At 63.7% G+C, this 23456-nt stretch carries 22 protein-coding genes; 7 read left to right on the top strand and 15 right to left on the bottom strand.

Features of this window, described 5'->3' with window-relative positions:
• The first annotated feature begins 32 nt into the window (after positions 1 to 32).
• Positions 33 to 1277, top strand: coding sequence for a putative porin (locus CAG46_RS03480; protein WP_025340175.1), 1245 nt, complete (start codon positions 33 to 35; stop codon positions 1275 to 1277).
• A 199-nt stretch (positions 1278 to 1476) separates the two neighbouring features.
• On the opposite strand, the gene CAG46_RS03475 is transcribed toward CAG46_RS03480, so the two are convergent.
• Together CAG46_RS03475 and hrpA are read right to left on the bottom strand one after the other, a co-directional pair.
• The gene (locus CAG46_RS03475; RefSeq protein ID WP_085618622.1) at positions 1477 to 2598 is read right to left on the bottom strand and encodes a beta-ketoacyl-ACP synthase III; all 1122 of its coding nucleotides are present in this window, start codon (positions 2596 to 2598) and stop codon (positions 1477 to 1479) included.
• Positions 2599 to 2835: 237 nt separating this feature from the next.
• Complete coding sequence (gene hrpA, locus CAG46_RS03470) at positions 2836 to 6741, bottom strand: ATP-dependent RNA helicase HrpA (RefSeq protein WP_025340176.1); 3906 nt, start codon at positions 6739 to 6741, stop codon at positions 2836 to 2838.
• A 533-nt stretch (positions 6742 to 7274) separates the two neighbouring features.
• On the opposite strand from hrpA, the gene CAG46_RS03465 reads away from it, so the two are divergent.
• Positions 7275 to 8639, top strand: coding sequence for a glutamine synthetase family protein (locus CAG46_RS03465; protein ID WP_085618654.1), 1365 nt, complete (start codon positions 7275 to 7277; stop codon positions 8637 to 8639).
• Between the two features lie 25 nt (positions 8640 to 8664).
• Positions 8665 to 9972, top strand: coding sequence for an FAD-binding oxidoreductase (locus CAG46_RS03460; protein ID WP_085618624.1), 1308 nt, complete (start codon positions 8665 to 8667; stop codon positions 9970 to 9972).
• Positions 9973 to 10121: 149 nt separating this feature from the next.
• Here the strand turns inward: CAG46_RS03460 and fadD1 are convergent, their stop codons facing one another.
• A complete protein-coding gene (fadD1, locus tag CAG46_RS03455) occupies positions 10122 to 11819 on the bottom strand; it encodes a long-chain-fatty-acid--CoA ligase FadD1 (protein ID WP_025340179.1) in 1698 nt (565 codons plus the stop codon).
• Positions 11820 to 12179: 360 nt separating this feature from the next.
• The gene (gene fadD2 / locus CAG46_RS03450) at positions 12180 to 13868 is read right to left on the bottom strand and encodes a long-chain-fatty-acid--CoA ligase FadD2 (protein ID WP_085618626.1); all 1689 of its coding nucleotides are present in this window, start codon (positions 13866 to 13868) and stop codon (positions 12180 to 12182) included.
• Positions 13869 to 14087: 219 nt separating this feature from the next.
• On the opposite strand from fadD2, the gene CAG46_RS03445 reads away from it, so the two are divergent.
• Together CAG46_RS03445 and CAG46_RS03440 are read left to right on the top strand one after the other, a co-directional pair.
• Positions 14088 to 15032, top strand: a complete 945-nt coding sequence (locus CAG46_RS03445) for an alpha/beta hydrolase (protein WP_085618628.1) — start codon at positions 14088 to 14090, stop codon at positions 15030 to 15032.
• A 34-nt stretch (positions 15033 to 15066) separates the two neighbouring features.
• Positions 15067 to 15537: a MaoC family dehydratase gene (locus tag CAG46_RS03440; RefSeq protein ID WP_012273633.1), complete on the top strand. Its 471-nt coding sequence runs from the start codon at positions 15067 to 15069 to the stop codon at positions 15535 to 15537.
• Between the two features lie 126 nt (positions 15538 to 15663).
• Here the strand turns inward: CAG46_RS03440 and CAG46_RS03435 are convergent, their stop codons facing one another.
• The 7 genes from CAG46_RS03435 to CAG46_RS03405 all read right to left on the bottom strand — a co-directional run bounded on the left by CAG46_RS03435 (position 15664) and on the right by CAG46_RS03405 (position 19364).
• Positions 15664 to 16902, bottom strand: coding sequence for an RNA polymerase sigma factor (locus CAG46_RS03435; RefSeq protein ID WP_085618630.1), 1239 nt, complete (start codon positions 16900 to 16902; stop codon positions 15664 to 15666).
• Complete coding sequence (locus CAG46_RS03430; RefSeq protein ID WP_085618632.1) at positions 16902 to 17387, bottom strand: SRPBCC family protein; 486 nt, start codon at positions 17385 to 17387, stop codon at positions 16902 to 16904. Before CAG46_RS03430 ends, CAG46_RS03435 begins: the two co-directional genes overlap by 1 nt.
• A 21-nt stretch (positions 17388 to 17408) precedes the next feature.
• Complete coding sequence (locus CAG46_RS03425; protein ID WP_013973721.1) at positions 17409 to 17753, bottom strand: YciI family protein; 345 nt, start codon at positions 17751 to 17753, stop codon at positions 17409 to 17411.
• 44 nt (positions 17754 to 17797) lie between these two features.
• On the bottom strand, positions 17798 to 18223 hold the full coding sequence (locus CAG46_RS03420; protein ID WP_025340184.1) for a nuclear transport factor 2 family protein: 426 nt from the start codon (positions 18221 to 18223) through the stop codon (positions 17798 to 17800).
• A 158-nt stretch (positions 18224 to 18381) separates the two neighbouring features.
• Positions 18382 to 18714, bottom strand: coding sequence for a type II toxin-antitoxin system HicB family antitoxin (locus CAG46_RS03415; RefSeq protein WP_015271315.1), 333 nt, complete (start codon positions 18712 to 18714; stop codon positions 18382 to 18384).
• On the bottom strand, positions 18711 to 18965 hold the full coding sequence (locus CAG46_RS03410) for a type II toxin-antitoxin system HicA family toxin (RefSeq protein ID WP_075045999.1): 255 nt from the start codon (positions 18963 to 18965) through the stop codon (positions 18711 to 18713). Before CAG46_RS03410 ends, CAG46_RS03415 begins: the two co-directional genes overlap by 4 nt.
• Positions 18966 to 19106: 141 nt before the next feature.
• Positions 19107 to 19364 (bottom strand): DUF2790 domain-containing protein, encoded by a 258-nt coding sequence (locus CAG46_RS03405; protein WP_085618634.1) that lies wholly within the window; start codon positions 19362 to 19364, stop codon positions 19107 to 19109.
• A gap of 318 nt (positions 19365 to 19682) precedes the next feature.
• On the opposite strand from CAG46_RS03405, the gene CAG46_RS03400 reads away from it, so the two are divergent.
• Positions 19683 to 20087 (top strand): GNAT family N-acetyltransferase, encoded by a 405-nt coding sequence (locus CAG46_RS03400; RefSeq protein ID WP_085618656.1) that lies wholly within the window; start codon positions 19683 to 19685, stop codon positions 20085 to 20087.
• Here CAG46_RS03400 and def read toward each other — a convergent pair.
• The 3 genes from def to CAG46_RS03385 all read right to left on the bottom strand — a co-directional run bounded on the left by def (position 20042) and on the right by CAG46_RS03385 (position 21934).
• Positions 20042 to 20578: a peptide deformylase gene (gene def / locus CAG46_RS03395; protein WP_013973724.1), complete on the bottom strand. Its 537-nt coding sequence runs from the start codon at positions 20576 to 20578 to the stop codon at positions 20042 to 20044. The genes CAG46_RS03400 and def overlap by 46 nt on opposite strands.
• Positions 20575 to 21534, bottom strand: coding sequence for a YihY/virulence factor BrkB family protein (locus CAG46_RS03390; protein WP_025340186.1), 960 nt, complete (start codon positions 21532 to 21534; stop codon positions 20575 to 20577). Before CAG46_RS03390 ends, def begins: the two co-directional genes overlap by 4 nt.
• A 220-nt stretch (positions 21535 to 21754) precedes the next feature.
• Positions 21755 to 21934 carry a CsbD family protein gene (locus CAG46_RS03385; protein WP_015271319.1) on the bottom strand — a complete coding sequence of 60 codons (180 nt, stop codon included), beginning with the start codon at positions 21932 to 21934 and terminating at the stop codon, positions 21755 to 21757.
• A 186-nt stretch (positions 21935 to 22120) separates the two neighbouring features.
• Between CAG46_RS03385 and CAG46_RS03380 the strand changes: the two genes are divergently transcribed.
• Complete coding sequence (locus CAG46_RS03380) at positions 22121 to 22501, top strand: hypothetical protein (RefSeq protein WP_013973727.1); 381 nt, start codon at positions 22121 to 22123, stop codon at positions 22499 to 22501.
• Here CAG46_RS03380 and CAG46_RS03375 read toward each other — a convergent pair whose 3' ends face one another.
• Positions 22502 to 23338 carry a S1 RNA-binding domain-containing protein gene (locus tag CAG46_RS03375; RefSeq protein WP_085618636.1) on the bottom strand — a complete coding sequence of 279 codons (837 nt, stop codon included), beginning with the start codon at positions 23336 to 23338 and terminating at the stop codon, positions 22502 to 22504.
• Between the last annotated feature and the right edge of the window lie 118 nt (positions 23339 to 23456).

Below are 23456 nucleotides of genomic sequence, written 5' to 3'. Positions count from 1 at the left end.
CCTCCCCCATCTTATTCAACAGGGAGAACCTTATGCGTCTTGTTTCTACACTTACCGGAGTGAGCCTCACCGGCATGATGCTGGCTCTGAGTACTCCGGCCAGTGCAGCTGTCGACGCCAAGCTGCTCGAAATGCTCCGCGCCAATGGCTCGATCAACCAGGCGCAGTACAACGAACTGCAGGCGGACCTGGCTCAAGAAACCAAGGAAAAGGCCGCTCAGAAAGCTCAGTCCGAACGGATGAGCTCCTTTGAACAGAAAGTGGCATGGGCAGCCAAGACCCAGATCAAGGGTGATGTGCGCCTGCGTTACGAAGACGTCAACGTCGACGACCCGATCGCTCGCAGCGGCAACCAGGACCGTGAACGTGTACGTGCCCGTGTCGGCTTCTACAGCGAGATCAACCCGCAGGTCGACGCCGGCGTGCGTGTGGCCACCGGCAGCAGCGCCGATGCCCGCTCGACCAACCAGAGCCTGGACAACTACTTCGAGAAGAAATCGCTGTGGGTCGACCTGGCCTACCTCGACTGGCACCCGACTGCCGTCCCGAACCTGCACCTGATCGGCGGCAAGATGCTGCAGCCATGGGTGAGCATGGGCGACATCATCTGGGACAGCGACATCAACCCGGAAGGCCTGGCCGCTACCTACAAGACCAACCTCGGCCCGGCCGAAGTGTTCGGCAGCATCGGCCACTACAACCTGAAGGACAACGTCGACGGCGACGGCGTGCAGTTCAAGCACGACGCACAGCTGTACGCGGCCCAGCTGGGTACCAAGTTCAACGCGGCTGACACCGTCAAGGTCACCGTCGGCGGCAGTATCTACGGCTACGACAACGACAAGGAATCTGCTGCCCTGCGTTCGCTGGGCAACACCACCAACGAGTTCCAGCTGGTGGAAGGTTTCGGCCAGGTCGACTTCACCGGCTTCGCCATCCCGCTGTCGGCCTACGGCCAGTTCGTCAAGAACACCGAAAGCACCGATGGCAAGGACAAGGCCTGGCTGGCTGGTTTGAAGAGCAAGATCGGTGCCTGGAGCCTGGACTACAACTACCGCGACGTGCAGCGTAACGGTGTAGTCAGCCTGTTCACCGACTCTGACTTCGGTAACGGCTTCACCGGTTCCCGTGGCCACAAGTTCAAGGTGGGTTACGAAATCGACAAGAACTTCGCCCTCGGCGCGGCCTACATGATGGCCAAGACCGACTTCTCCAACCTGCCGAACAGCGATGCTGACGTAGACACGCTGCAGGTAGACCTGGAAGCCAAGTTCTAAGCGACACCCTGCACTGCTTCACCTGAAGCGGGAAATGCCGACCCCATCCGGCATTTCCCGCTTTTTTTTGCCTGTGAAAAATGCACCGGCCTCTTCGCGGGTAAACCCGCTCCCACAGGGATATCACAGTTTCGAATGCTGTGGTGTCCCTGTGGGAGCGGGTTCACCCGCGAAGAGGCCGGTACTGGCTTGCGCTCAATCAGCGCTTGCGCAGGATCACGCTACCAATCGAATACCCCGCACCAAACGAGCTCAACACGCCCAGCGAGCCCTTGGCCAGGTCGTCCTGGTAAAGGTGGAAGGCAATCACCGACCCCGCCGAACTGGTGTTGGCATAACGGTCGAGAATCACCGGTGCATCTTCCTCGGCCACTTCACGCCCCAGCAGCTTCTTGACGATCAGGTGGTTCATGCTGAGGTTGGCCTGGTGCAGCCAGAAGCGTTTCACATCGCTTGGTTGCAGCCCGTTTTCCTGCAGGTGCTCACCGATCAGCTCGGCCACCTTCGGGCACACCTCGCGGAACACCTTGCGGCCTTCCTGGATGAACAGCTTGTCCGCCGCGCCCTCGCCCTCTTCCGCCGCGCGGTTGAGGAAACCGAAGTTGTTACGGATGTTGTTGGAGAACTCGGTCCACAGCTTGCTGCTGACGATGTCGAACTGGTGCGTCGAGGTGGCCTTGTCGGCACGCTCGAGCAGCACCGCAGTGGCAGCATCACCAAAGATGAAGTGGCTGTCGCGGTCACGGAAGTTCAGGTGGCCGGTGCACACCTCCGGGTTGACCATCAGCACCGCGCGCGCCTGCCCCAGGGCCACGCTGTTGGCGGCGGTCTGGATGCCGAAAGTGGCCGACGAGCAGGCCACGTTCATGTCGAAGGCAAAGCCCTGGATGCCCAGCGCCTGCTGCACTTCGATGGCGATGGCCGGGTACGGGCGCTGCAGGTTGGAGCAGGCGACGATCACCCCGTCGACATCGGCCGCCGTGCGACCGGCGCGCTCCAGGGCCTGGCGGGCAGCGGCCACGGCCATTTCGCAGAGCACCGACGGTTCGTCGTTGGAGCGCTCGGGCAGGCGCGGTTTCATGCGCTGCGGGTCGAGGATGCCGGCCTTGTCCATGACGAAGCGGCTCTTGATGCCCGAGGCCTTTTCGATGAACGCGGCATCGGACAGCGGCGCCGCCTCGACTTCACCGCGCTCGATGGCGGCGGCGTTGTCCTGGTTGAACTGCTGCGACCAGGTGTTGAAGGACGCCACCAGTTCTTCGTTGGAAATGCTCTGGGCCGGGGTGTACAGGCCGGTGCCGCTGATCACGACGTTATGCACGGTCGTTCCTCTGGTCAAAGGCCATCGCCACGGGGCGCTGGCTGGAAACATGACAGGTTAATGGCACTTTAGTACCAATTTATAGGCGAGGGCTGCGCCCTCGTTCGCGGGCTCGCCCGCTCCCACAGGGGTTGCGCCGCTCCCGAGGACACTGCTGTACCTGTGGGAGCGGGTTTACCCGCGAAGGGGCCGCCAGGCGACCCCAAATTGCATCAATATTGCCACAACTGTGGAAGTTTAGCCCTCCACCTGGCTCCATTGCTTGCTCAATCGCTTGTCGGAAATCGGCACCTTGGTCCCCAACTGCTGGGCAAACAGCGAAACCCGATATTCCTCCAGCCACCAGCGGTACACCGTCAGTTGCTCATCACGCTTGCCCTCCTGGGCATGCTTGTCGGCACGGGCCTTGTACTGCGCCCACAGGTTGGCCAGCTCACCGCTCCACACCCGGTCCTTCTGCACCTGCGAACCCAGCTTCTCCAGGCGCAGTTCCACCGCCTTGAGGTAACGCGGCAGCTCCTTGAACCAGCCCCCAGGGGTTTCGCGCACGAAGCCTGGGTACACCAGGTTGCCGAGCTGTTGCTTGATGTCGTTCAGCGCCACCGCCTGGCTCAGGTCGATCTTGCCCTTGAAGCGCTTCTGCAGCCCATGCCACAGCTTCAGCACTTCCAACGTCTGCCGTGCCAGGCGCTCGGCATGCTCGGCCCAGCTGCCGCGCTTGCGCTCGGCCAGGCCAGCCAGGGCCGCACCATCGCGTGGCAGCGGCTGTTCACCTTCGAGGATGCAACTGTCCAGGCTGGCCAGCAGAATGTCCTCGACCAGCGCCTCGACCCGGCCCATTTCACGGTACAGCAGGCCCAACTCGGTCAGCCCCGGCAGCTTGCCGCGCAGGTACTTGGCCGGCTCGGCCAGCTGCTGCAGCAACAGGCGCTGCAACGCGCGGCGGTGCTGGAACTCGGCCTCGGCCTGGGTCGAGAAGCGCCCTTCGCGCACGGTGCCGCCCTCTTCCACCAGCGCCGGGTACACGGTCATCGACAGGCCGGCGATCTTCTGCTGCGCGGTCTGCTTCACCTCGCTGAAAGCCTTGGCCTGCACCGGCTGCTCGCTCTTGGCGTCACGCGGCACGGCCAACGCTGCCTGGCTGGCTGCTGCAAAGCGCGCGGTCAGCTCGGCCAGGTCGCGGCCTTCACCCAGGAACTTGCCCTGGCCATCGACCACTTCGATGTTCATGCGCAGGTGGCCTTCAACCAGGTTGACCGACTCGTCCCATGCCTCGTCGGGCACACGGGCGCCAGTCATGCGCAGCAGCTCCTGGCCCAGGGCCTGCGGCAATGCGCCCTGGCCGAAGGTCATGCGTGCCAGCGAGGCCTTGACGAAGTCCGGCACCGGCACGAAGTTCTTGCGCAGGGCCTTGGGCAGGTTGCGCACCAGCGCCACGCACTTGGCTTCCAGCAGGCCGGGCACCAGCCACTCCAGGCGCTCGCCCGGCAGGCTCGGCAACAGCGGTGCTGGCACCCGCACGGTCACGCCATCGCGGGGGTGGCCGGGCTCGAAGTGGTAACTCAGCGGCAGGCGCAGCTCGCCCACCTGCATGCTGTCGGGGTACTGCGCGGCAGTAACTTCGCTGGCCTCGCGGGCCAGCACGTCTTCCTCGCGCATGATCAGCAGGTTGGCGTCCTTCTGGCTGCCCATGCGGTACCAGCTGTCGAAGGTCGCGGTCTGGTGGATTTCCGCCGGCAGACGCGCTTCGTAGAAGGCGTACAGCGTCTCTTCGTCGGCAAGGATGTCACGGCGGCGGGCCTTGGCCTCCAGCTCGTCGAGCTCTTCCAGCAGGCGCTTGTTGGCCGCCAGGCACTTGGCCCGCGACTGGATTTCGCCACCCACCAGGCCTTCGCGGATGAACAGCTCGCGCGAGGTGACCGGGTCGATCGGGCCGAAATGCACCGGCCGACGGCCGACCAGGATCAGGCCGTACAGGGTGATCTGCTCGTAGGCCACCACCTGCCCGCGCTTCTTCTCCCAGTGCGGCTCGAAGTGGTTCTTCTTGACCAGGTGGCCGGCCAGCGGCTCGATCCAGTCCGGCTCGATCCTGGCCACCATGCGTGCGTACAGCTTGGTGGTTTCGACCAGTTCGGCCGCCATCACCCACTGCGGGCGCTTGCGCCCCAGGCCCGACGACGGGTGCACCCAGAAGCGCCGTTGACGGGCGCCCTGGTAGTCGCCCTCTTCGGTCTTCTGGCCGATCTGGCTGAGCAGGCCACTGAGAATGGCCTTGTGCATTTTCGGGTAGTCGGACGGGTCCTTGTTCACTGTCAGCTGCAGGTCACGGCAGATCAGCGCCAGCTGGCGATGGGCATCGCGCCATTCGCGCAGGCGCAGGTAGTTCAGGAAGTTCTTGCGGCACCAGTTGCGCAGCGGGTTGGCAGTCAACGCCTGGCGCTGTTCCTCGAAGCCACGCCACAGGTTGACCAGCGCGGCGAAGTCGGAATCCACGTCCTTCCATTGCGCGTGCGCCTGGTCGGCGGCCTGCTGGCGCTCCGGCGGGCGTTCGCGCGGGTCTTGCACCGACAGCGCACTGGTGACGATCAGCACTTCCTGCAGGCTGCCCAGGCGGGCGCCTTCGAGCAGCATGCGGCCCAGCCGCGGGTCGATCGGCAGGCGCGCCAGCTGGCGGCCGATCGGCGTCAGCTGGTTTTCGCGGTTGACCGCCGACAGCTCCTGCAGCAGGTTGAAACCATCGCTGATGGCCTTGCCATCCGGCGGCTCGATGAACGGGAAGGCGTCGATTGCGCCCAGGCGCAGGTGCAGCATCTGCAGGATCACTGCCGCCAGGTTGGTGCGCAGGATCTCCGGGTCGGTGAACGCCGGCCGGCTGTTGAAATCCTCTTCGCTGTACAGGCGCACGCAGATGCCCGGCTCGACCCGGCCGCAGCGGCCCTTGCGCTGATTGGCACTGGCCTGCGACACGGCCTCGATGGGCAGGCGCTGGACCTTGGCGCGGTAGCTGTAGCGGCTGATGCGCGCGGTACCGGTGTCGATCACATAGCGGATGCCCGGCACGGTCAGCGAGGTTTCCGCAACGTTGGTGGCCAGCACCACACGGCGTCCGGTGTGTGGCTGGAAGATGCGCTGCTGCTCGGCCGGCGACAGGCGCGCATACAACGGCAGGATCTCGGTGTGGCGCAGTTGCGCCTTGCGCAGGATCTCGGCGGCATCACGGATCTCGCGCTCGCCCGGCAGGAAGATCAGCACATCGCCGGGGCCCTTGCCCTCACTCCGCTCGTGGTGCGCCAACTCATCCAGCGTGGCGAGGATGGCCTGGTCGACGGTGAGGTCGTCCTCGATCTGGTTGCCCTCCTCGTCCTGCTCGCTGGTCAGTGGGCGATACCAGGTTTCCACCGGGAAGGTACGCCCGGACACCTCGATGATCGGCGCGCCGTCGAAGTGTTTGGAGAAGCGCTCCAGGTCAATGGTCGCCGAGGTGATGATCAGCTTCAGGTCCGGGCGGCGGTGCAGCAGGGTCTTCAGGTAGCCGAGCAGGAAGTCGATGTTCAGGCTGCGTTCGTGGGCTTCGTCGACGATGATCGTGTCGTAGCGCTCGAGGAAGCGGTCATGCTGGGTTTCAGCCAGCAGGATACCGTCGGTCATCAGCTTGACCAGGGTGTTGGCGTCGCTCTGGTCCTCGAAGCGCACCTGGTAGCCGACCAGCCCGCCCAGGGGCGTGCCCAGCTCTTCGGCAACCCGCGCGGCAACGCTGCGGGCGGCGATCCGGCGTGGCTGGGTGTGGGCGATCAGGCCATGGCTGCCACGGCCCAGTTCGAGACAGATCTTCGGCAACTGTGTGGTCTTGCCCGAGCCGGTTTCGCCGGCGATCACCAGCACCTGGTGCTCGGCCAGGGCCTTCTTGATTTCGTCACGCTTGGCAGCGATGGGCAGGCTGTCGTCGTAGCGCACGGTCGGCACGCTCTGCTGGCGCGCGGTGACCTGGGCGCAGGACGCCTGGACCTTTTCCACCCACTGCGCCAGCTTCGCCTCGTCGGGGCGCTTGCGCAGTTCGTGCAATTGCCGACGCAGGCGATGGCGGTCGGCGATCATGGCGTGGTCGAGGTTTTGCAGCAGTTTGTCGATGGCGTGGTCAGTCATGGGGCTTTTTAGTGATGCAGGTGAGCCTGCTTTTTCATGATCGGCATTCGAAGGATGCGCGATTGTCGCAGATTTGCCGGTTCTCTGCTGCCTGTGCCGGCCTCTTCGCGGGTAAACCCGCTCCCACAGGGACCGCACAACACCCAGCCTTGATGCAATCCTGTGGGAGCGGGTTTACCCGCGAAGAGGCCAGGTGCAACGGCACAAATGTTTAGCCAGGTGCGATGTAAAGGTTGCCATTCACTGCTTTAATCAACCTTACGCCGCATGTGAGTATCAAAGGCATGACTCCCGTCCAGCCCATCGCCCCACCGTCGTCCCGCCCTTCGCAAGCGAAGGCCCGGCGCCGTGCCGGTGAGAATCCGCTGGTCCATATCATCCTCGCCTTCTGGGCCCTGTGGCACTGCCGTCACGCACGCCCACCGGATTTCTCGTTCACGCCGTTGTGACCAGACCCGGCCGTCTTCCGGCCGTTTGACTCAGCCGGGCCGCCTGCATGCGCGGTGGCCCGTGCGCCCGTGAGCGAATCCATCATGCACTTTGCACCTGTAGAGCAGGCCAGCCGTTTTCTGGCCGACAACCCCGATATCGAACTGTTCGAACTGTTCATCCTCGACGCCAACGGCGTACCGCGCGGCAAGCTGCTGCACCGCGAGGAACTGCTGGCCGTGTACCAGACCGGCCGGCCGCTGCCCAGCACCATTCTCGGCCTGACCCTGAACGGCGACGACGTGGAAAACTCCGGCCTGGTGTGGGACGTGGGCGATATCGACTGCCGCGCCTACCCGCTTGAAGGCAGCCTGGTGCGCCTGCCCTGGCGCCGGGTGCCAACCGCCGCGGTGCAGGTGAGCATGCACCCGAACGAGGGCCTGCCGGCCAGCATCGCCGACCCGCGCCATGTGCTGCTGCGTACCATCGAAGCGTTGAAGGCCGACGGCTACCATCCGGTGATGGCCTGCGAGCTGGAGTTCTACCTGCTCGACCAGCAACGTGATGCCCAGGGCCGCCCGCAACCGGCGCTGGACAACGATGGCGGCCGCCCACGCACCACCCAGGTGTATGGCCTGCGCGAACTGGAGCAGATCGAGCCGTTCCTCGCCGACCTCTACGCCGCCTGCAAGGCCCAGGGCATCCCGGCCCGCACGGCGATTTCGGAATACGCCCCCGGCCAGGTGGAAATCACCCTCGAGCACGGCGACGCCCTGCAGGCGATGGACCAGGCCGTGCGCTACAAGCGCCTGGTCAAAGGCATTGCCCACGCCCATGGCATGCAAGCCTGCTTCATGGCCAAGCCGTTCGCGCAACTGGCCGGTACCGGCATGCACATGCACCTGAGCCTGGCCGACAGCGCCGGCAACAACCTGTTCGCCAGTGAGAACAAGGCCGGCACCCCGCTGCTGCGCCAGGCCGTGGCCGGCATGCTGCGCCACCTGCGCGACTCGCTGTTGCTGTTCTGCCCCAATGCCAACTCGTTCCGCCGCTTCCAGGCCAACAGCTATGCCCCGCTGGCGCCAACCTGGGGCGTCGACAACCGCACCGTGAGCCTGCGCATACCGGGCGGCCCGGCCAACAGCCGGCATGTGGAGCACCGCATCTGCGGCGCCGACGCCAACCCCTACCTGGCCGCTGCGGCGATCCTTGCCGCCAGCCACCGGGGCATCCGCGAACAGCTGGACCCGGGGGCACCGGTGGAAGGCAACGGCTATGCCCAGGCCACCGAACACTTGCCCACCGACTGGCTGACTGCCCTCGACGCCCTGCAGCATTCCAGCTGGGCTCGCGAAGCACTGGGCGAAGACTTCCTTGGCGTGTACCTGAAGGTCAAGCGCGCCGAGTACCGCCAGTTCATGGCCGAAGTCAGCGAACAGGACTGGCGCTGGTACCTGCACCAGGCCTGAGCCCCCCAGATAACAAGGAACCCCCATGAACGCAGCATTGAACAAGGGCCCGGCGCAGCGCGCGCCGTCCTATTACAGCGCCACCCTCAACGACCACACCGAGTACCCGCAGCTCAAGGGCACGGTACAGGTGGATGTGGCGATCATCGGCGGCGGCTTCACCGGTGTGGCCACGGCGGTGGAACTGGCCGAGCGTGGCCTGAAGGTGGCCATCGTCGAAACCAACCGCATCGGCTGGGGTGCCAGCGGGCGCAACGGCGGCCAGGTCACCGGCAGCCTGTCGGGTGACGAAGCCATGCGCACGCAGATGCGCAACCGCCTGGGTGCCGAGGTCGATGACTTCATCTGGCACTTGCGCTGGCGCGGCCACCAGGTGATCGAGCAGCGCGTGGCGCGCTACGGTATCGACTGCGACCTCAAGCGCGGCCACCTGCACGCGGCCATGAAGCCCTCGCACATGGGCGAGCTGCGCGCATTCGAAGCCGAGGCCCGGCGGCGCGGCATGGGCGAGCAGGTGCAATTGCTGGACCGCGAAGCCATGGCCGAGCACCTGCAAAGCCCGCTGTACCTGGGCGCGCTGAAGAACCTGCGCAACCTGCACCTGCACCCGCTCAACCTGTGCCTGGGCGAGGCCCGTGCCGCCCATGGCCTGGGGGCGCTGATTTTCGAAAACTCCGAAGTGCTGGACATCGTCCACGGCCCGCGCCCGGCGGTAGTCACCGCCCACGGGCGGGTCGAGGCGCGCCAGGTGATGCTGGCCGGCGATGTGTACCACAAACTGGAAAAGCGCCAGCTCAAGGGCAAGATCTTCCCGGCCATGGGCGGCATCGTCACCACCGCACCGCTGGGGGAACTGGCCGAACAGATCAACCCGCAGGACCTTGCGGTGTACGACTGCCGCTTCGTCCTCGACTACTACCGCCTGACCGCCGACAAGCGCCTGCTGTTCGGCGGTGGCGCCAACTATTCCGGCCGTGATTCACGGGATATCGAAGGCGAACTGCGCCCGTGCATCGAGCGCACCTTCCCGGCGTTGAAAGGCGTGCCGATCGAGTTCCAGTGGAGCTGCGCCATGGGCATCGTGGTCAACCGCATCCCGCAGCTGGGCAAGCTGTCGGACAACGTGTGGTATTGCCAGGGTTATTCGGGGCACGGCATTGCCACCAGCCACATCATGGGCGAGATCATGGCCGAGGCGTTGACCGGGACGCTGGAGAAGTTCGACACCTTTGCCCAGTGCAGGCATGTGCGGGTGCCGATGGGGGACTTGCTGGGCAACCCGCTGCTGGCGGCGGGGATGTGGTACTACCAGATGCTGGAGAAACTGCGCTGATTACGCGGTCTCTGTGGGAGCGGCCTTGTGTCGCGAAAGGGCCGCAAAGCGGCCCCAGGGTCTCAGCTGTGATGCTGAAATTGCTGGGGCCGCTTCGCGGCCCTTTCGCGACACGAGGCCGCTCCCACACTGAGCGTGCAGGGCTCTGATCAGGCGATCTTCTTCAAACCCTGTTTCTTCAGCTCTTCATCGCGCAGTTCGCGGCGCAGGATCTTGCCCACGTTGGTGGTCGGCAGCGCGTCGCGGAACTCGATCTGGCGCGGGACCTTGTAGCCGGTGACGTTGGCGCGCATGTGCTCCATCACCTGTTCCTTGGTCACGGTCATGCCCGGCTTGACCACGATGAACACCTTGATCACTTCACCGGACTTCTCGTCCGGCACACCGATGGCCGCGCACTGCAGCACGCCCGGCAGGGCCGCCAGCACATCTTCCAGCTCGTTGGGGTACACGTTGAAGCCCGAGACCAGGATCATGTCCTTCTTGCGGTCGACAATGCGCATGTAGCCGTCCGGCTGGATCACGGCGATGTCACCGGTCTTCAGCCAGCCATTGCTGTCGAGGATCTCGGCAGTGGCCTCTTCGCGCTGCCAGTAGCCCTTCATCACCTGCGGGCCCTTGACGCACAACTCGCCCACCTCGCCCAACGGCAGCTCGTTGCCATTGTCGTCGATGACCTTGCACAGGGTGGACGGCACCGGAATACCGATGGTGCCGACCTGGTTGGCCTCCGCCGGGTTCACCGCAGCCACCGGGCTGGTCTCGGTCATGCCATAGCCTTCACAGATGGCGCAGCCGGTCACGGCCTTCCAGCGCTCGGCCACGCTCAGTTGCAGGGCCATGCCGCCGGACAGGGTGATCTTCAGCGCCGAGAAGTCCAGGGCACGGAACGCCTCGTTGTTGCACAAGGCAACGAACAGGGTGTTGAGGCCGACGAAGCCGCTGAACTTCCACTTGCCCAGCTCCTTGACCATGGCCGGCAGGTCACGCGGGTTGCTGATCAGCACGTTGTGGTTGCCGATCAGCATCATTGCCATGCAATGGAAGGTAAAGGCGTAGATGTGATACAGCGGCAGCGGGGTGATGAGGATTTCGCAGCCTTCATGCAGGTTGGAGCCCATCAGCGCCCGGCACTGCAGCATGTTGGCCACCAGGTTGCGGTGGGTCAGCATCGCGCCCTTGGCCACGCCGGTGGTACCACCGGTGTATTGCAGCACCGCCACATCGTTGGCCTGCGGGTTGGCCTCGGTCACCGGCTGGCCCTTGCCCAGCGCCAGTGCGTCGTTGAAGCGTACGGCACGCGGCAGGTTGTAGGCCGGCACCATCTTCTTCACGTACTTGATCACGCTGTTGATCAGCAGGCGCTTGAGCGGCGGCAGCAGGTCGGCCACTTCGGTGACGATGACGTGCCTGACCTGAGTCTTGGGCACCACCTTCTCGGCCAGGTGGGCCATGTTGGCCAGGCACACCAGGGCCTTGGCGCCGGAGTCGTTGAACTGGTGTTCCATTTCCCGTGCGGTGTACAGCGGGTTGGTGTTGACCACGATCAGCCCGGCACGCATGGCACCGAATACCGCTACCGGGTATTGCAGTACGTTAGGCAGCTGCACGGCAATGCGGTCACCCGGCTTGAGGTCGGTATGCTGCTGCAACCAGGCGGCAAACGCCCCCGACAGCGCATACAGCTCGCCATAAGTGATAGTCTTGCCCAGGTTGCTAAAGGCCGGTTTGTCGGCAAAGCGTTGGCAGGATTGCTTGAGTACCGCCTGGATATTGGGGAATTCGTCAGGATTGATTTCCGCCGTAATCCCGGCTGGGTACTTATCCTTCCAAAAATGTTCGATCATGGAAGCCCACTCCTTCAGCAACAGCGAAGTTCGATTCACGCGTCGATGCGCTTATTATTGATATGAGATGACGGCTCGTTGCAAACCGGATCATCTGAAAGCGGGCCGAGAGTAACAGCTTTGCCTGGGGTCGCCTAGAGGCCAAAACAGGCCTCACGGTCACAAAAATGACTCAATGAACAATACAGGTCATTTTTAGAGTAATTATCCAAAATGTCGCAGATCGTGCTGTAAACAGCCTGCTAGAGCGGTTTGAAAGCATTCGCGGGTGAACCCGCTCCCACACAGGTACTGCACAGGCCTTGAGAACTGCAAGACCCCTGTGGGAGCGGGTTCACCCGCGAAGAATCCAACTCGGTCTCAAGCGATATCCCGCAGCTCCCGCCGCAGGATCTTGCCCACCGGCGTCATCGGCAACGACTCGCGCAGCACGATGTGCTTGGGCACCTTGTAGCCGGTGAAATTGGCCTTGCAGTAGGCCTTCAGCTCATCCACGCTCAGCCCACCCTCGCGCGGCACCACGAACAGCTTCACCGCCTCGCCGGAGCGCTCGTCCGGCACGCCGATGGCCGCGCAGTTGGCAACCTTGGGATGGCCCATCACCACATCCTCGATCTCGTTGGGGTACACGTTGAAACCCGAGACGATGATCATGTCCTTCTTGCGGTCGACGATGCGGGTGAAGCCGTCCGGGTCGATCACCGCGATGTCGCCGGTCTTGAACCAGCCTTCCGCGTCCAGGGCCTGGGCCGTGGCCTCGGGCTGCTGCCAGTAGCCTTTCATCACCTGCGGGCCCTTGATGCACAGCTCGCCCCGCTCGCCCAGCGGCAACTCGTTGCCGTCATCGTCGATCACCTTGAAGGCGGTGCCGGCCACCGGGATGCCCACCGTGCCCAGGCGCGCCAGCTGGCCATAGGGGTTGGTGCTGGCCACTGGCGAGGTTTCGGTCAGGCCGTAGCCTTCGACGATGCGGCAACCGGTAAGCGCCTCCCAGCGCTCGGCCGTGGCCTTGACCAGTGCGGTGCCGCCGGAGTTGGTGACCTTCAGCGCCGAAAAGTCGAGCTGGCGGAAGCCCGGGTGGTCCATCAGTGCGACGAACAGCGTGTTCAGGCCCAGCAAGGCGGAGAAACGCCATTTGCCCAGCTCCTTGATGAAGCCGGAAATATCCCGCGGGTTGGTGATCAGCACGTTGTGGTTGCCGGTGACCATCATGCACATGCAGTTCGCGGTAAAGGCATAGATGTGGTACAGCGGCAGCGGCGCGATCATCACCTCCTGGCCGTCCTTGATCAGCTTCTGCCCGTCCGGCCCGTGCTGCGAGAAGCAGGCCAGCACCTGCAGCATGTTGGCCACCAGGTTGCCGTGGGTGAGCATGGCGCCCTTGGCCAGGCCGGTGGTGCCACCGGTGTATTGCAGCACGGCAGTATCGTCCAGGCTGAGCGGCACCGGCTTGTGCGACAGCTCGCGGCCCTGGCGCAGCACCTGCTTGAACGACACCGCCTGGGGCAGCTGATAGGCCGGCACCATCTTCTTCACTTTGTCGACCACGGTGTTGACCAGCCAGCCCTTGGCGGTGGGCAGCATGTCGCCCATCCTGGCCTCGATCAGGTACTCGATGCCGGTATCGGGCAACACCTCCTGCACGCGCCTGCCGAACATGTTCAGGTACACCAGCGCACGCGCGCCGCTGTCCTTGAACTGGTGGCGCATCTCGCGCTCGGTGTACAGCGGGTTGGTGTTGACCACGATCAGGCCTGCGCGCAGGGCACCGAACACAGCGATGGGGTATTGCAGCACGTTGGGCATCTGCACCGCGATGCGGTCGCCCGGCTTGAGGTCGGTGTGCTGCTGCAGCCAGGCGGCGAAGGCCGCCGAGTGGCGCTCCAGCTCCGCGTAGGTCAGGGTCACGCCCAGGTTGCTGAAGGCCGGGCGGTCGGCGAAACGTTTGCAGGAGCGCTCGAACACCTCGACGACCGAGGTGTAGGCATTGATGTCGATGGTGGAAGGCACGCCCGCCGGGCGCTTGTCATTCCAGAAGTCGGCTTGCATTTATTATTGTTCCTCTGTCTGGACCTGCTGTAAGTCCTGTAGTCCTTTCACCTGCCCGCTTGAAAGCGAAAAGGCGTTGATCCGACGTTAGCAGGTAAGCCCAAGGCGGCATATACGCCAAGTGCCGCCATTAACATTGTGAATCTTATTTGTGCCCTTCCTGCAATCCGGTCGGTTGTGCATACACTGTTCGGGTACCTGTGCGCACAAGGACCCGCCATGCCTCACGACGCCTTCTGGCTGCCCGCCAGCGAGCACTGCAGCCTGTACGTGCACCAATGGTTGCCGGCCACACCGGTAAAAGCCGTGGTGTTGCTGGCCCATGGCATGGCCGAGCATGCCGGGCGCTACCAGCACCTGGGCCATGCCTTGAGCGAGGCCGGCTTCGCCCTGTTCGCCGCCGACCAGCGCGGCCATGGGCGCACCGCCGAACTGGGCAGCCTCGGCCTGTTCGCCCGCCATCATGGCTGGAATGCCGTGGTCAACGACATCGGGCTGCTGGCCCAGCACATCGGCCAGCAATACCCGTGCACGCCGCTGTTCCTGTTCGGCCACAGCATGGGCAGCTACATCGCCCAGGCCTACCTGCTGCACCACAGTGGCAGCCTGCATGGGGCGATCCTCAGCGGCTCCAACTACCAGCCGGCGGCGCTGTACCACGTGGCGCGGCTGATTGCCCGGCTGGAAGCCTGGCGCCAGGGGCCGCTGGGCAAGAGTGCACTGATCGAGTGGTTGTCGTTCGGCTCGTTCAACAAGGCCTTCAAGCCCAACCGCACGGCGTTCGACTGGCTCAGCCGCGACCCGGCGCAGGTCGACCTGTACGTCAACGACCCGCTTTGCGGCTTTCGCTGCAGCAACCAGTTGTGGCTCGACCTGCTGCAAGGCTTGGCGCAGATCAGCCAGCCGAGTAACCTCGCGCAGATCGATCCGAACCTGCCGCTGCTGGTAATCGGTGGTGAATGTGATCCGGTCAGTGCCGGCAAGCGTCTCACCCACCTGGCCGACGCCCTGCGCGCGACCGGCAATCGACATGTACAGCTGCGCGTCTATCCTGAGGCGCGGCACGAAGTACTCAACGAAACCAACCGTGACGAGGTCACCGCCGATATTCTCGGCTGGCTTGAACAGGCGCTGGCTCTTGGCCGTCCTGTGCGCAGTGAATGACAGCCGCCCTCGCCTACCGCTTAAGGAAGCCCCGATGTCCCAGGTCACCAACACGCCTTACGAAGCCCTCGAAGTCGGCCAGAAGGCCGAGTACAAGAAGTCCGTCGAAGAACGCGACATCCAGTTGTTCGCCGCGATGTCCGGTGACCACAACCCAGTACACCTGGACGCCGAGTTCGCTGCCAAGAGCATGTTCCGCGAGCGCATTGCCCACGGCATGTTCAGCGGCGCGCTGATCAGTGCTGCAGTGGCCTGCACCTTGCCTGGCCCTGGCACCATCTACCTGGGCCAGCAGATGAGCTTCCAGAAGCCGGTGAAAATTGGCGATACCCTGACCGTGCGCCTGGAAATCCTGGAGAAGCTGCCCAAGTTCAAGGTGCGCATCGCCACCAATGTGTACAACCAGAATGATGAGCTGGTGGTCCAGGGCGAGGCCGAGATCCTCGCACCGCGCAAGCAGCAGACCGTCGAGCTGGTGTCGCCGCCGAATTTTGTGGCTAGCTGAAGATTGATGCAGGCAGTACCGGCCCTTTCGCGGGTAAACCCGCTCCCACATGGACCTCACAGCATCAAGCCGTGACGCAATCCTGTGGGAGCGGGTTTACCCGCGAAGAGGCCGGCGCAGCCAACATCATTCGATAGCCTGCAACCGCCGCTCGATATGCCTGCGCTCCGGCTCCTGCCGGGTCAGCGCCAGCGCCTGCCGCCAGGCCGCCCGGGCCTCTTCCATATGCCCCAGCTGGTAATGCAGCTCACCCCGCGTCGCATGCGCCAGGTGATAGTCCAGCAACTCTCCCCTCGCCAGAATCCCTTCGACTTCCCGCAGCCCAGCCTCCGGTCCATCCCGCTTCGCCAGCGCCACGGCCCTGTTCAGCTCTACCACTGCTGACGGCCAATGCCGCTGCAGCACGTCATACAGCCCGACGATCTCCGCCCAGTCGGTCGCTTCGGCTGTCGCCGCTTCGGCATGCACCGCCGCAATCGCCGCCTGCACGGTATAGGCACCGAACGCCCGGCTTTGCAGGGCCTGGCGCACCAGTTCGCAGCCTTCGGCAATGCGTTGCCGGTCCCACAGGCTGCGGTCCTGCTGCTCGAGCAATACCAGGTTGCCCCGGCCATCGGTACGCGCGCGCTGCCGGGACGCCTGCAGCAACATCAGGGCCAGCAGGCCGACCGCCTCCGGGTCGGGCAGCAACTGCACCAGCAGGCGCGCCAGGCGAATGGCTTCATCGCTCAGCTCCTGCTGCAACAGCGCCTCGCCCGACGACGCCGAATAGCCCTCGTTGAACACCAGGTAGATCACCCGCAGCACACTCTCCAGGCGTTCGGGCAGTTCGTTCAGCTCCGGCACCTGATAAGGGATGCCGGCATCGCGGATCTTGGCCTTGGCGCGCACGATACGCTGGGCAATGGTGGCCGGGCTCTGCAGGAAAGCACGGGCGATCTGCTCGGTGGTCAGGTCGCAGACTTCACGCAGGGTCAGCGGCACCTGGGCATCGGCGGACAAGGCCGGGTGGCAGCAGGTGAAGATCAGCCGCAGGCGGTCGTCGGCCAGCAGTTCTTCCTCGCTGGGGTCCTGAGCCTGGCCGTCGAGCAGCATGCTCAGGTCCGCCTGGGAACGGTCGAAACGGGCGCGCCGGCGCAGCGCATCGATGGCCTTGAAGCGGCCGGTGGACACCAGCCACGCCCGCGGGTTATCGGGGATACCGTCGCGCTGCCAGCGCTCGACGGCGATGAAGAAGGCATCATGCATGGCCTCCTCGGCCAGGTCGAAATCACCCAGCAGGCGGATCAGCGTCGCCAGGATGCGCCGTGACTCGCTCCGGTAGACCGCCTCGACCTCGGCGCGCACCTGCGCCAGTGCCGTCATCAGTCGGGCATCCGCTGGGTCACCACCTCCACCAGGCGGTCCAGGCTTTCTCCCCACCCCTGGTGGAAGCCCATTTCCTCATGGGCGCGGCAATCGGCGGCATTCCAGTGCAAGGCGCGGGCGGTGTAGCGGGTTTTGCCCTGCTCCTCGTCAAAACTGATCACGGCAGTCATGAAGGCCTTGTCCGAAGGCACCCAGCCTGGGCCGAAGGCATCGGTGAACACCAGCCGCCGCGGCGCGGCGATTTCCAGGAACACGCCCTGGTTCGGGTACTCGCTGCCATCCGGCGCCCGCATCAGGGTGCGGAACAGGCCACCGGTCCACAACTGCATCTCGCACTCCGGAGTGGTCATGCCGTGCGGCCCCCACCACTGCATCAGCCACTGGGGCTCGGTCCAGGCGCGGAACACCTTGGCCGGTGGCGCGTCGATCAGGCGGCTGATGGACAACTCGTGTTGCGCTTGCGCGGGGTGTGCAAGGCTCATGCTGGTAGGTCTCCATTGCTGTCAGGGTTGCAGTTCGCGCACCGGCCGCACCTCGACACTGCCGACCCGCGCGGCGGGGATGCCCTTGGCGATGTTCAGCGCCTCGTTCAGGTCGCGGGCTTCCACCAGGTAGAAGCCCGCCAGTTGCTCCTTGGTCTCGGCGAACGGGCCGTCGGTCAGGCTCATGTGCCCGTTGCGCATGCGCACTGTGGTGGCGGTCTGCACCGGCTTCAGCGCCTCGGCCGCCAGCATTCGCCCGGAGCCTTGGATGGATTCGGCATACGCCATGCATTCGGCGTCTTCCGGGCTGTCGGGCAGGCTGTGCAACAGCCCCTCGTCACAATAGACCAGGCACAGGTATTTCATGGTCGCCTCCAGGGCATTGGCAAAGTGCGTTTGGCGATAACGGCTCAGGGCTTGAGATCGAACAGGGCTTTCTGGGTTTCCATGTCGAATGGCGCCGACCAGTGTTCGTGGATTACCTGCCACTGGCCACCTTGACGACGATAGCCCACGGTGGCGCGCATGAAGCCGCACTGGCTTTCGTTGTCCGCGGGACCACAGCGGTTAAGCCAGTGGGCCAAGGCCAAGTCGCCAGCGGCATGCACGGTAAGTTCGGCGAATTCGAAAACCATCGGGCCGGGGCACATGCCCATGCACATTTCCCAGTGCGCCTGGTAGGTTGCCTTGCCTTTGAATTGCAGGGCCTGGATGGCATCGAAGGCGACGATGTCGTCGGCATAGGGAGCGACGATGTTGGGGATGTCGCGGTCGCGCACGGCCTGCATCCAGCGCTCGATCAATTGGCGGATCTCGGTTTCGGCTGCGGTGCTCATCGGGGGTTCCTCCGACAGGTCATGGGTGATTGGGCACGGGGGTGCAACGTGCTCTCACCTATTGGTCGAACGGGAACTGGAGGAATCGACAGGCAACGGAAACTATTCTGCATGGGTAATTGCAGAATACCCGCGAGAAACAACGAAAGCAGGCTTGTTCAGGCCATTGCGGCTTGTTCGAAGACCTCGTCGGCCCACTGGTTGAGGCTCTTGCCGGCAGCACGGGCAGCAACACTCGCGGCAGCATGAACTTCGGGCCGAATACGCAGCATTACTTTGCCCGAGGCAGGCTTTTCCGGCGCAATGCCCTGCTCTGCACAATCGGCCAGGTAGTCTTCCAGCGCATCGCGAAACGCCTCATGCAGCTCGGGCACCGAGCTTGCGTGAAAACTGATGATGTCACGCATACCAAGCACACGGCCGACGAAGATATCGTCACGCGCGTCGTACTCGATACGGGCGGCGTAGCCTTTGTAGCGCATGCAACTCATATCCTGACTCCTGCCCGCAAGAGGAATTCACGGGCTTCTTCAATCTGATACCGCTTGGCTTCCTTGCCTGGATGAGGCCGATGACATCTCCAGCATTGGCCACCCAGCACCAGCTTGACCCTGGAGCCTTGCCGCTCCAGCACCTCACCACCCAGATGGAGTACCAATGCCTCGATCTCGGAGAAAGCCAACGACGCCGTGGTCGGCGTTCGGAAAATTGCGTCGAGGACTTTGCGGTATCGAGTGTTCATCAAAAAATGCTATCAAATTAAGATAGCACTTTTTCCTCGATATTCATTCAGGATTTTTCTGTTGCTCGAACTGCAAGACGGTTGATGGCCCCGTCACCCGCAGGCCGGCGAAAGGGCCATCAACACCAGGCAAGAGCCTGATCAACCCTGCTGGCACCCCTCACCCATGGCCCGATACTGGATGGTGTGCACCTGGCCCTGGTGGTCTTCGTAGGTCATGGTCGCAGGTACCACTTCGCAGACGTTGGGGATGGTCGACAGGTTGATCACCCGCTTGATGTCCAGGTTCATGGAGTAGTCGTACTGCTGGGCGACGGACTCGCTGGAGACGGGTCTGGCCTCATCGGCGAGGGCGAACGAGGACATACCGACCAATGCAAGAATCAGTAATGGTTTCATGTGAGTTTGCCTTTTGAGCATTCAAGCTGATCGATTGACTTCTATTGCCGTGCCCGGCGCGGAGAAGTTGCCATCTGCGGTGAAGATGGCACGAAGTACCGATCCCGCTTCGTACTGCCAGTGGGGATGGCTAAAAGTCTACTCCCGGCCTGGAATAGTTGAACCCCGAACTCGGACATTCACCCTTGCCAGATATGCAACAATCTGCGACAAGTTCACCGCAAAACATCAGGCCAGAGCCTCTGGCCACCTTTCAGGGCAGGGCGCGCAATTTCTGAAAATTTGTACTGTTCAAAACTTTCGGCCACGGAACGCCGGCTGCTGGACAACTTTTACCGCCAGCACGGCTCACGCCTGCGTGCTGCGGGCGATGCTGAGCTGTGGGTGGCGCGGGGCCCCGGCATCATCGCAGGCTTGAGCCTGAGCCCGGTGGGCGATGGCTTCTGGCTGACCGGGTTGTTCGTCGACCCGCAGCGGCGCAGCCAAGGTGTGGCCGGGCGGTTGGTCGAGGCGGCGCTGGCGCAGGCTGGCGGGCCCACCTGGCTGTTCTGCCACCCGGACCTTGCGCCCTTCTACCAGCGCCTGGGCTTCGACATGGCCCAGCAGCTGCCGGAAGCCCTGGCTGGCCGCCTGCAGCGCTACCAGCGCAGCAAGCGGCTGGTGGCACTGCAACGGGGTCAGTCGTCGCTGGCGTCGAGCCCGGGGAACAGCACCTCGGTGTAACCGAACCGGGAAAAGTCCTGGATGCGTGACGGGTACAGCCGACCGATCAGGTGGTCACATTCATGCTGCACCACCCGCGCATGGAAGCCGTCGGCAAAGCGATTGATCGGGTTGCCCTGGGGGTCGATGCCTTCATAGCAGATGTGCTTGAAACGCGGCACCACGCCGCGCAGGCCGGGTACCGACAGGCAGCCTTCCCAACCGTCCTCGATCTCGCTGGACGTCGGCGTGATGACCGGGTTGAGCAGGATGGTCTGTGGCACCGGTTCGGCATCCGGGTAACGCTCGCTGCGCTCGAAGCCGAAGATCACCAGCTGCAGGTCGATGCCGATCTGTGGTGCGGCCAGGCCCACGCCGCCCACATGGCGCATGGTTTCGAACATGTCGTCGATCAATTGCTGCAGTTCGGCACTGCCGAGCATGTGCTCGGGCACTGGCGGGGCGATGCGCAGCAGGCGTTCGTCGCCCATCTTGAGAATGTCACGGATCATCGGGGGTTCGGCTCGGAAGATTGCTGCTCGCTCGGTACAGGGTGCTCATGGCCCAGCACGGTAATGGTTTCGCGGGCCTTGTGCTCATCGGCGTCCTTCTCGCCAGGGTTCTTGCCCTCGCTCGACATGTGCTCGATCACTGCGTTCATCTCCGCGCCCAGCAGCAAAACGGCGGCGGAGATATAGAAATACAGCAATAGCACGATGATTGCACCGATACTGCCGTACATGGCGTTGTAGTCGGCAAAGGTCTTCACATAGTAGGCAAAGCCCAGCGAGGCCAAGATCCACACCACCACCGCCAGCACCGAGCCCGGGGTGATGAAGCGGAACTGCTGCTTCACATCGGGCATCACGTAGTAGATCAGCGCCACCGCCACCATCATCAGGATGATGATCGCCGGCCAGCGCAGGATGGTCCACACCGTGACGATCACCTCCTGCATGCCGACCTGGGCGGCAATCCACTCCATCACCTGCGGCCCCAGCACCATCAGCGCCGCAGCCACCAGCAACATACCGGCAATGCCCACGGTGTAGATGATCGACAACGGAATGCGCTTCCACACCGGGCGGCCCTCGGGCACATCGTAGGCAGCGTTCATCGCGCTCATCATCAGGCGCACACCGGCCGATGCGGTCCACAAGGCAATCACGATACCCACCGACAACAGCCCGCCCTTGGACTGCTGCAACTGGTCGATCACCGGGTTCACCTGCTCCAGCGCCTGGGGTGGCAGCACCAGTTCCGATTGCAGGCGCAGCCAGGAGAAGAAGTCCGGCAGGTGCAGGAAACCGATCAGGGCGATCAGGAACAGCAGGAACGGGAACAACGAGAACAGCATCTGGTAGGCCAGTGCGGAAGCGTAGGTCGACATCTCGTCGTCGAGGAATTCCTTGACGGTGCGTACCAGCACGCGGTGCAGGGGCAGGCCGCGCAGGTCGGGGAAAATCATAGCGTCTCCTTTCGCCGCTTGATTCGTGTGTACCACGGTAAGTCTAATAGACCATGCCGCTGCTGTGCTGATCCCGGCCATGCTGCAAGAATTTGCTTACGCCAGTAGCGGCCTCTTCGCGGGCACGCCCGCTCCCACAGGTACTGCACAGTGCTTGAAATCTGTTCGGTACCTGTAGGAGCGGGCGAGCCCGCGAAAAGGCCGGGACAGGCCACTCACATCAAGGCTTTTTCACCGCGTCCTTCACGTTGCCCTTGATCTGTTGCCCCTCGCCCTTGAGCTCCTGCGCTTCACCCTCGGCCCGCAGCCGCTCGTTGTCGGTCACTTTGCCGACACCCTGCTTGACGTTGCCGATCGCTTCGTTGGCCAGGCCTTTCGCTTTGTCTTTGGTACCGCTCATGGCAAAACTCCTGCAATTGGGGGCACGTGGACCGTGCCGACAGTCGGTGGACCCGACGCCTTCGCCAAGCGTTCCAACAGTTTTTTCGCCCTCGAGCCGAACGGCAAGGCGGTTGGCAAACCTTGCCCCGCTACCCGCCACCCCTCACAATGCAGGCCTTCATAGCGTCAACCCGCAGGAACCTGCATGAAACTCGACAAACCCGCCGCCATCGCCCGGCGTAACGAAGCACTGGCCCGCCCGGTACTGACCAGCAGCAACACCCTGTTCGCCATCCTCGACCGCAAGCGCAACCTGTGGTGGTTCGAGGTGCCGGTGGCGCTGCTGCGCAAGGGCCAGCCCGACTGGGTCAATCTGCTGCTGCACACCCCGGAAAGCGACGAGCTGCAGCACCTGAAGGTGCCGACCAACTTCCTGCGCGCTCACCAGGAACAGATGGAGGTGCGCAACCCCGGCAAGCGCCGCTCGACCATCAGCCTGGCCCTCAGCGCCGACCGCGACTCGCTGCTGCGCGACACCCGCCCGGGTGGCGAGCAGCTGGACTTCCGTACCTTCGTGCAGGCCTGATCAGGCCTTCTCGATGCGATCGTCATGGATGACGATGCGGCCCTGCTTGAACAACCCGCCAATGGCCTTCTTGAAGTTGCCCTTGCTGACGTTGAACAGCTTGCTGATCAGCGCCGGGTCGCTCTTGTCGCACACCCCCAGCACCCCGCCTTCGGCCTCCAGGCGCGCCATGATCTGCTCCTGCAGGCTGTCGGCCAGTGCAGCACCCACCGGTTGCAGGCTCAAGGCGATCTTGCCGTCCGCGCGCACTTCCTTGATGAAGCCCTTCTCGTGCATGCCCGAGCGCAGGAACTTGAACACCTCGTTCTTGTGGATCAGGCCCCAGTGGCGGTTGTTGATGATCGCCTTGAAGCCCATCGGCGTCTCGCCGGCCACCAGCAGCTCGACCGGCTGGCCTACCTGGTAGTCCACCGGGGTGCGGTCCAGGTAACGGTCCAGGCGTGAGGTGGCGGTGATGCGGCGGGTGCGCTTGTCGAGGTACACGTGCACCACGCAGTAGTCGCCGATCTTCAGCGGCCGCGCCTCTTCCGAGTACGGCATCAGCAGGTCCTTGGACAGGCCCCAGTCGAGGAAGATGCCGGCACCGTTGATGTCCTTGACCTTGAGGCTGGCGAACTCGCCAACCTGCACCTTGGGCTTCTCGGTGGTGGCGATCAGCTGGTCTTCGCTGTCCAGGTAGATGAACACGTTCAGCCAGTCATCCACTTCGGTTTCGGCGTTTTTCGGGATGTAGCGCCCGGGCAGCAGGATCTCGCCGTCGGCGCCGCCGTCCAGGTACAGGCCGAAGTCCACGTGTTTCACGATTTGCAAACTGTTGTAACGCCCAAGCAGAGCCATTTCCGATGTTCCTCAAGACAAGGCGGCTATTCTACACCTGAAGCCAGCGCGCCGCCCGACCGCTGATGCAGTGGAACCGTCAGCGTCCCTCTTGCGTCTACCGTCTGGCCAGCACCGC

It is taken from the genome of Pseudomonas sp. B23(2017) (assembly GCF_002113725.1).
GTDB classification, from domain to species: domain Bacteria; phylum Pseudomonadota; class Gammaproteobacteria; order Pseudomonadales; family Pseudomonadaceae; genus Aquipseudomonas; species Aquipseudomonas putida_Z.
The sequence above is the reverse complement of the archived record's forward strand: the minus strand, read 5'-3'. Positions and strand labels throughout refer to the sequence as shown.

What these genes read in the sequence shown, in the direction of transcription:
- CAG46_RS03435 (WP_085618630.1), bottom strand. Translation starts at nt 16,902, where the DNA reads ATGACGGCACTGGCGCAGGTGCGCGCCGAGGTCGAGGCGGTCTACCGG.
- CAG46_RS03445 (WP_085618628.1), top strand. Translation starts at nt 14,088, where the DNA reads ATGCCTCACGACGCCTTCTGGCTGCCCGCCAGCGAGCACTGCAGCCTG.
- CAG46_RS03460 (WP_085618624.1), top strand. Translation starts at nt 8,665, where the DNA reads ATGAACGCAGCATTGAACAAGGGCCCGGCGCAGCGCGCGCCGTCCTAT.
- hrpA (WP_025340176.1), bottom strand. Translation starts at nt 6,741, where the DNA reads ATGACTGACCACGCCATCGACAAACTGCTGCAAAACCTCGACCACGCC.
- CAG46_RS03405 (WP_085618634.1), bottom strand. Translation starts at nt 19,364, where the DNA reads ATGAAACCATTACTGATTCTTGCATTGGTCGGTATGTCCTCGTTCGCC.
- fadD1 (WP_025340179.1), bottom strand. Translation starts at nt 11,819, where the DNA reads ATGATCGAACATTTTTGGAAGGATAAGTACCCAGCCGGGATTACGGCG.
- CAG46_RS03425 (WP_013973721.1), bottom strand. Translation starts at nt 17,753, where the DNA reads ATGAAATACCTGTGCCTGGTCTATTGTGACGAGGGGCTGTTGCACAGC.
- CAG46_RS03390 (WP_025340186.1), bottom strand. Translation starts at nt 21,534, where the DNA reads ATGATTTTCCCCGACCTGCGCGGCCTGCCCCTGCACCGCGTGCTGGTA.
- CAG46_RS03385 (WP_015271319.1), bottom strand. Translation starts at nt 21,934, where the DNA reads ATGAGCGGTACCAAAGACAAAGCGAAAGGCCTGGCCAACGAAGCGATC.
- CAG46_RS03375 (WP_085618636.1), bottom strand. Translation starts at nt 23,338, where the DNA reads ATGGCTCTGCTTGGGCGTTACAACAGTTTGCAAATCGTGAAACACGTG.
- CAG46_RS03415 (WP_015271315.1), bottom strand. Translation starts at nt 18,714, where the DNA reads ATGAGTTGCATGCGCTACAAAGGCTACGCCGCCCGTATCGAGTACGAC.
- CAG46_RS03465 (WP_085618654.1), top strand. Translation starts at nt 7,275, where the DNA reads ATGCACTTTGCACCTGTAGAGCAGGCCAGCCGTTTTCTGGCCGACAAC.
- CAG46_RS03420 (WP_025340184.1), bottom strand. Translation starts at nt 18,223, where the DNA reads ATGAGCACCGCAGCCGAAACCGAGATCCGCCAATTGATCGAGCGCTGG.
- def (WP_013973724.1), bottom strand. Translation starts at nt 20,578, where the DNA reads ATGATCCGTGACATTCTCAAGATGGGCGACGAACGCCTGCTGCGCATC.
- fadD2 (WP_085618626.1), bottom strand. Translation starts at nt 13,868, where the DNA reads ATGCAAGCCGACTTCTGGAATGACAAGCGCCCGGCGGGCGTGCCTTCC.
- CAG46_RS03430 (WP_085618632.1), bottom strand. Translation starts at nt 17,387, where the DNA reads ATGAGCCTTGCACACCCCGCGCAAGCGCAACACGAGTTGTCCATCAGC.
- CAG46_RS03440 (WP_012273633.1), top strand. Translation starts at nt 15,067, where the DNA reads ATGTCCCAGGTCACCAACACGCCTTACGAAGCCCTCGAAGTCGGCCAG.
- CAG46_RS03480 (WP_025340175.1), top strand. Translation starts at nt 33, where the DNA reads ATGCGTCTTGTTTCTACACTTACCGGAGTGAGCCTCACCGGCATGATG.
- CAG46_RS03380 (WP_013973727.1), top strand. Translation starts at nt 22,121, where the DNA reads ATGAAACTCGACAAACCCGCCGCCATCGCCCGGCGTAACGAAGCACTG.
- CAG46_RS03410 (WP_075045999.1), bottom strand. Translation starts at nt 18,965, where the DNA reads ATGAACACTCGATACCGCAAAGTCCTCGACGCAATTTTCCGAACGCCG.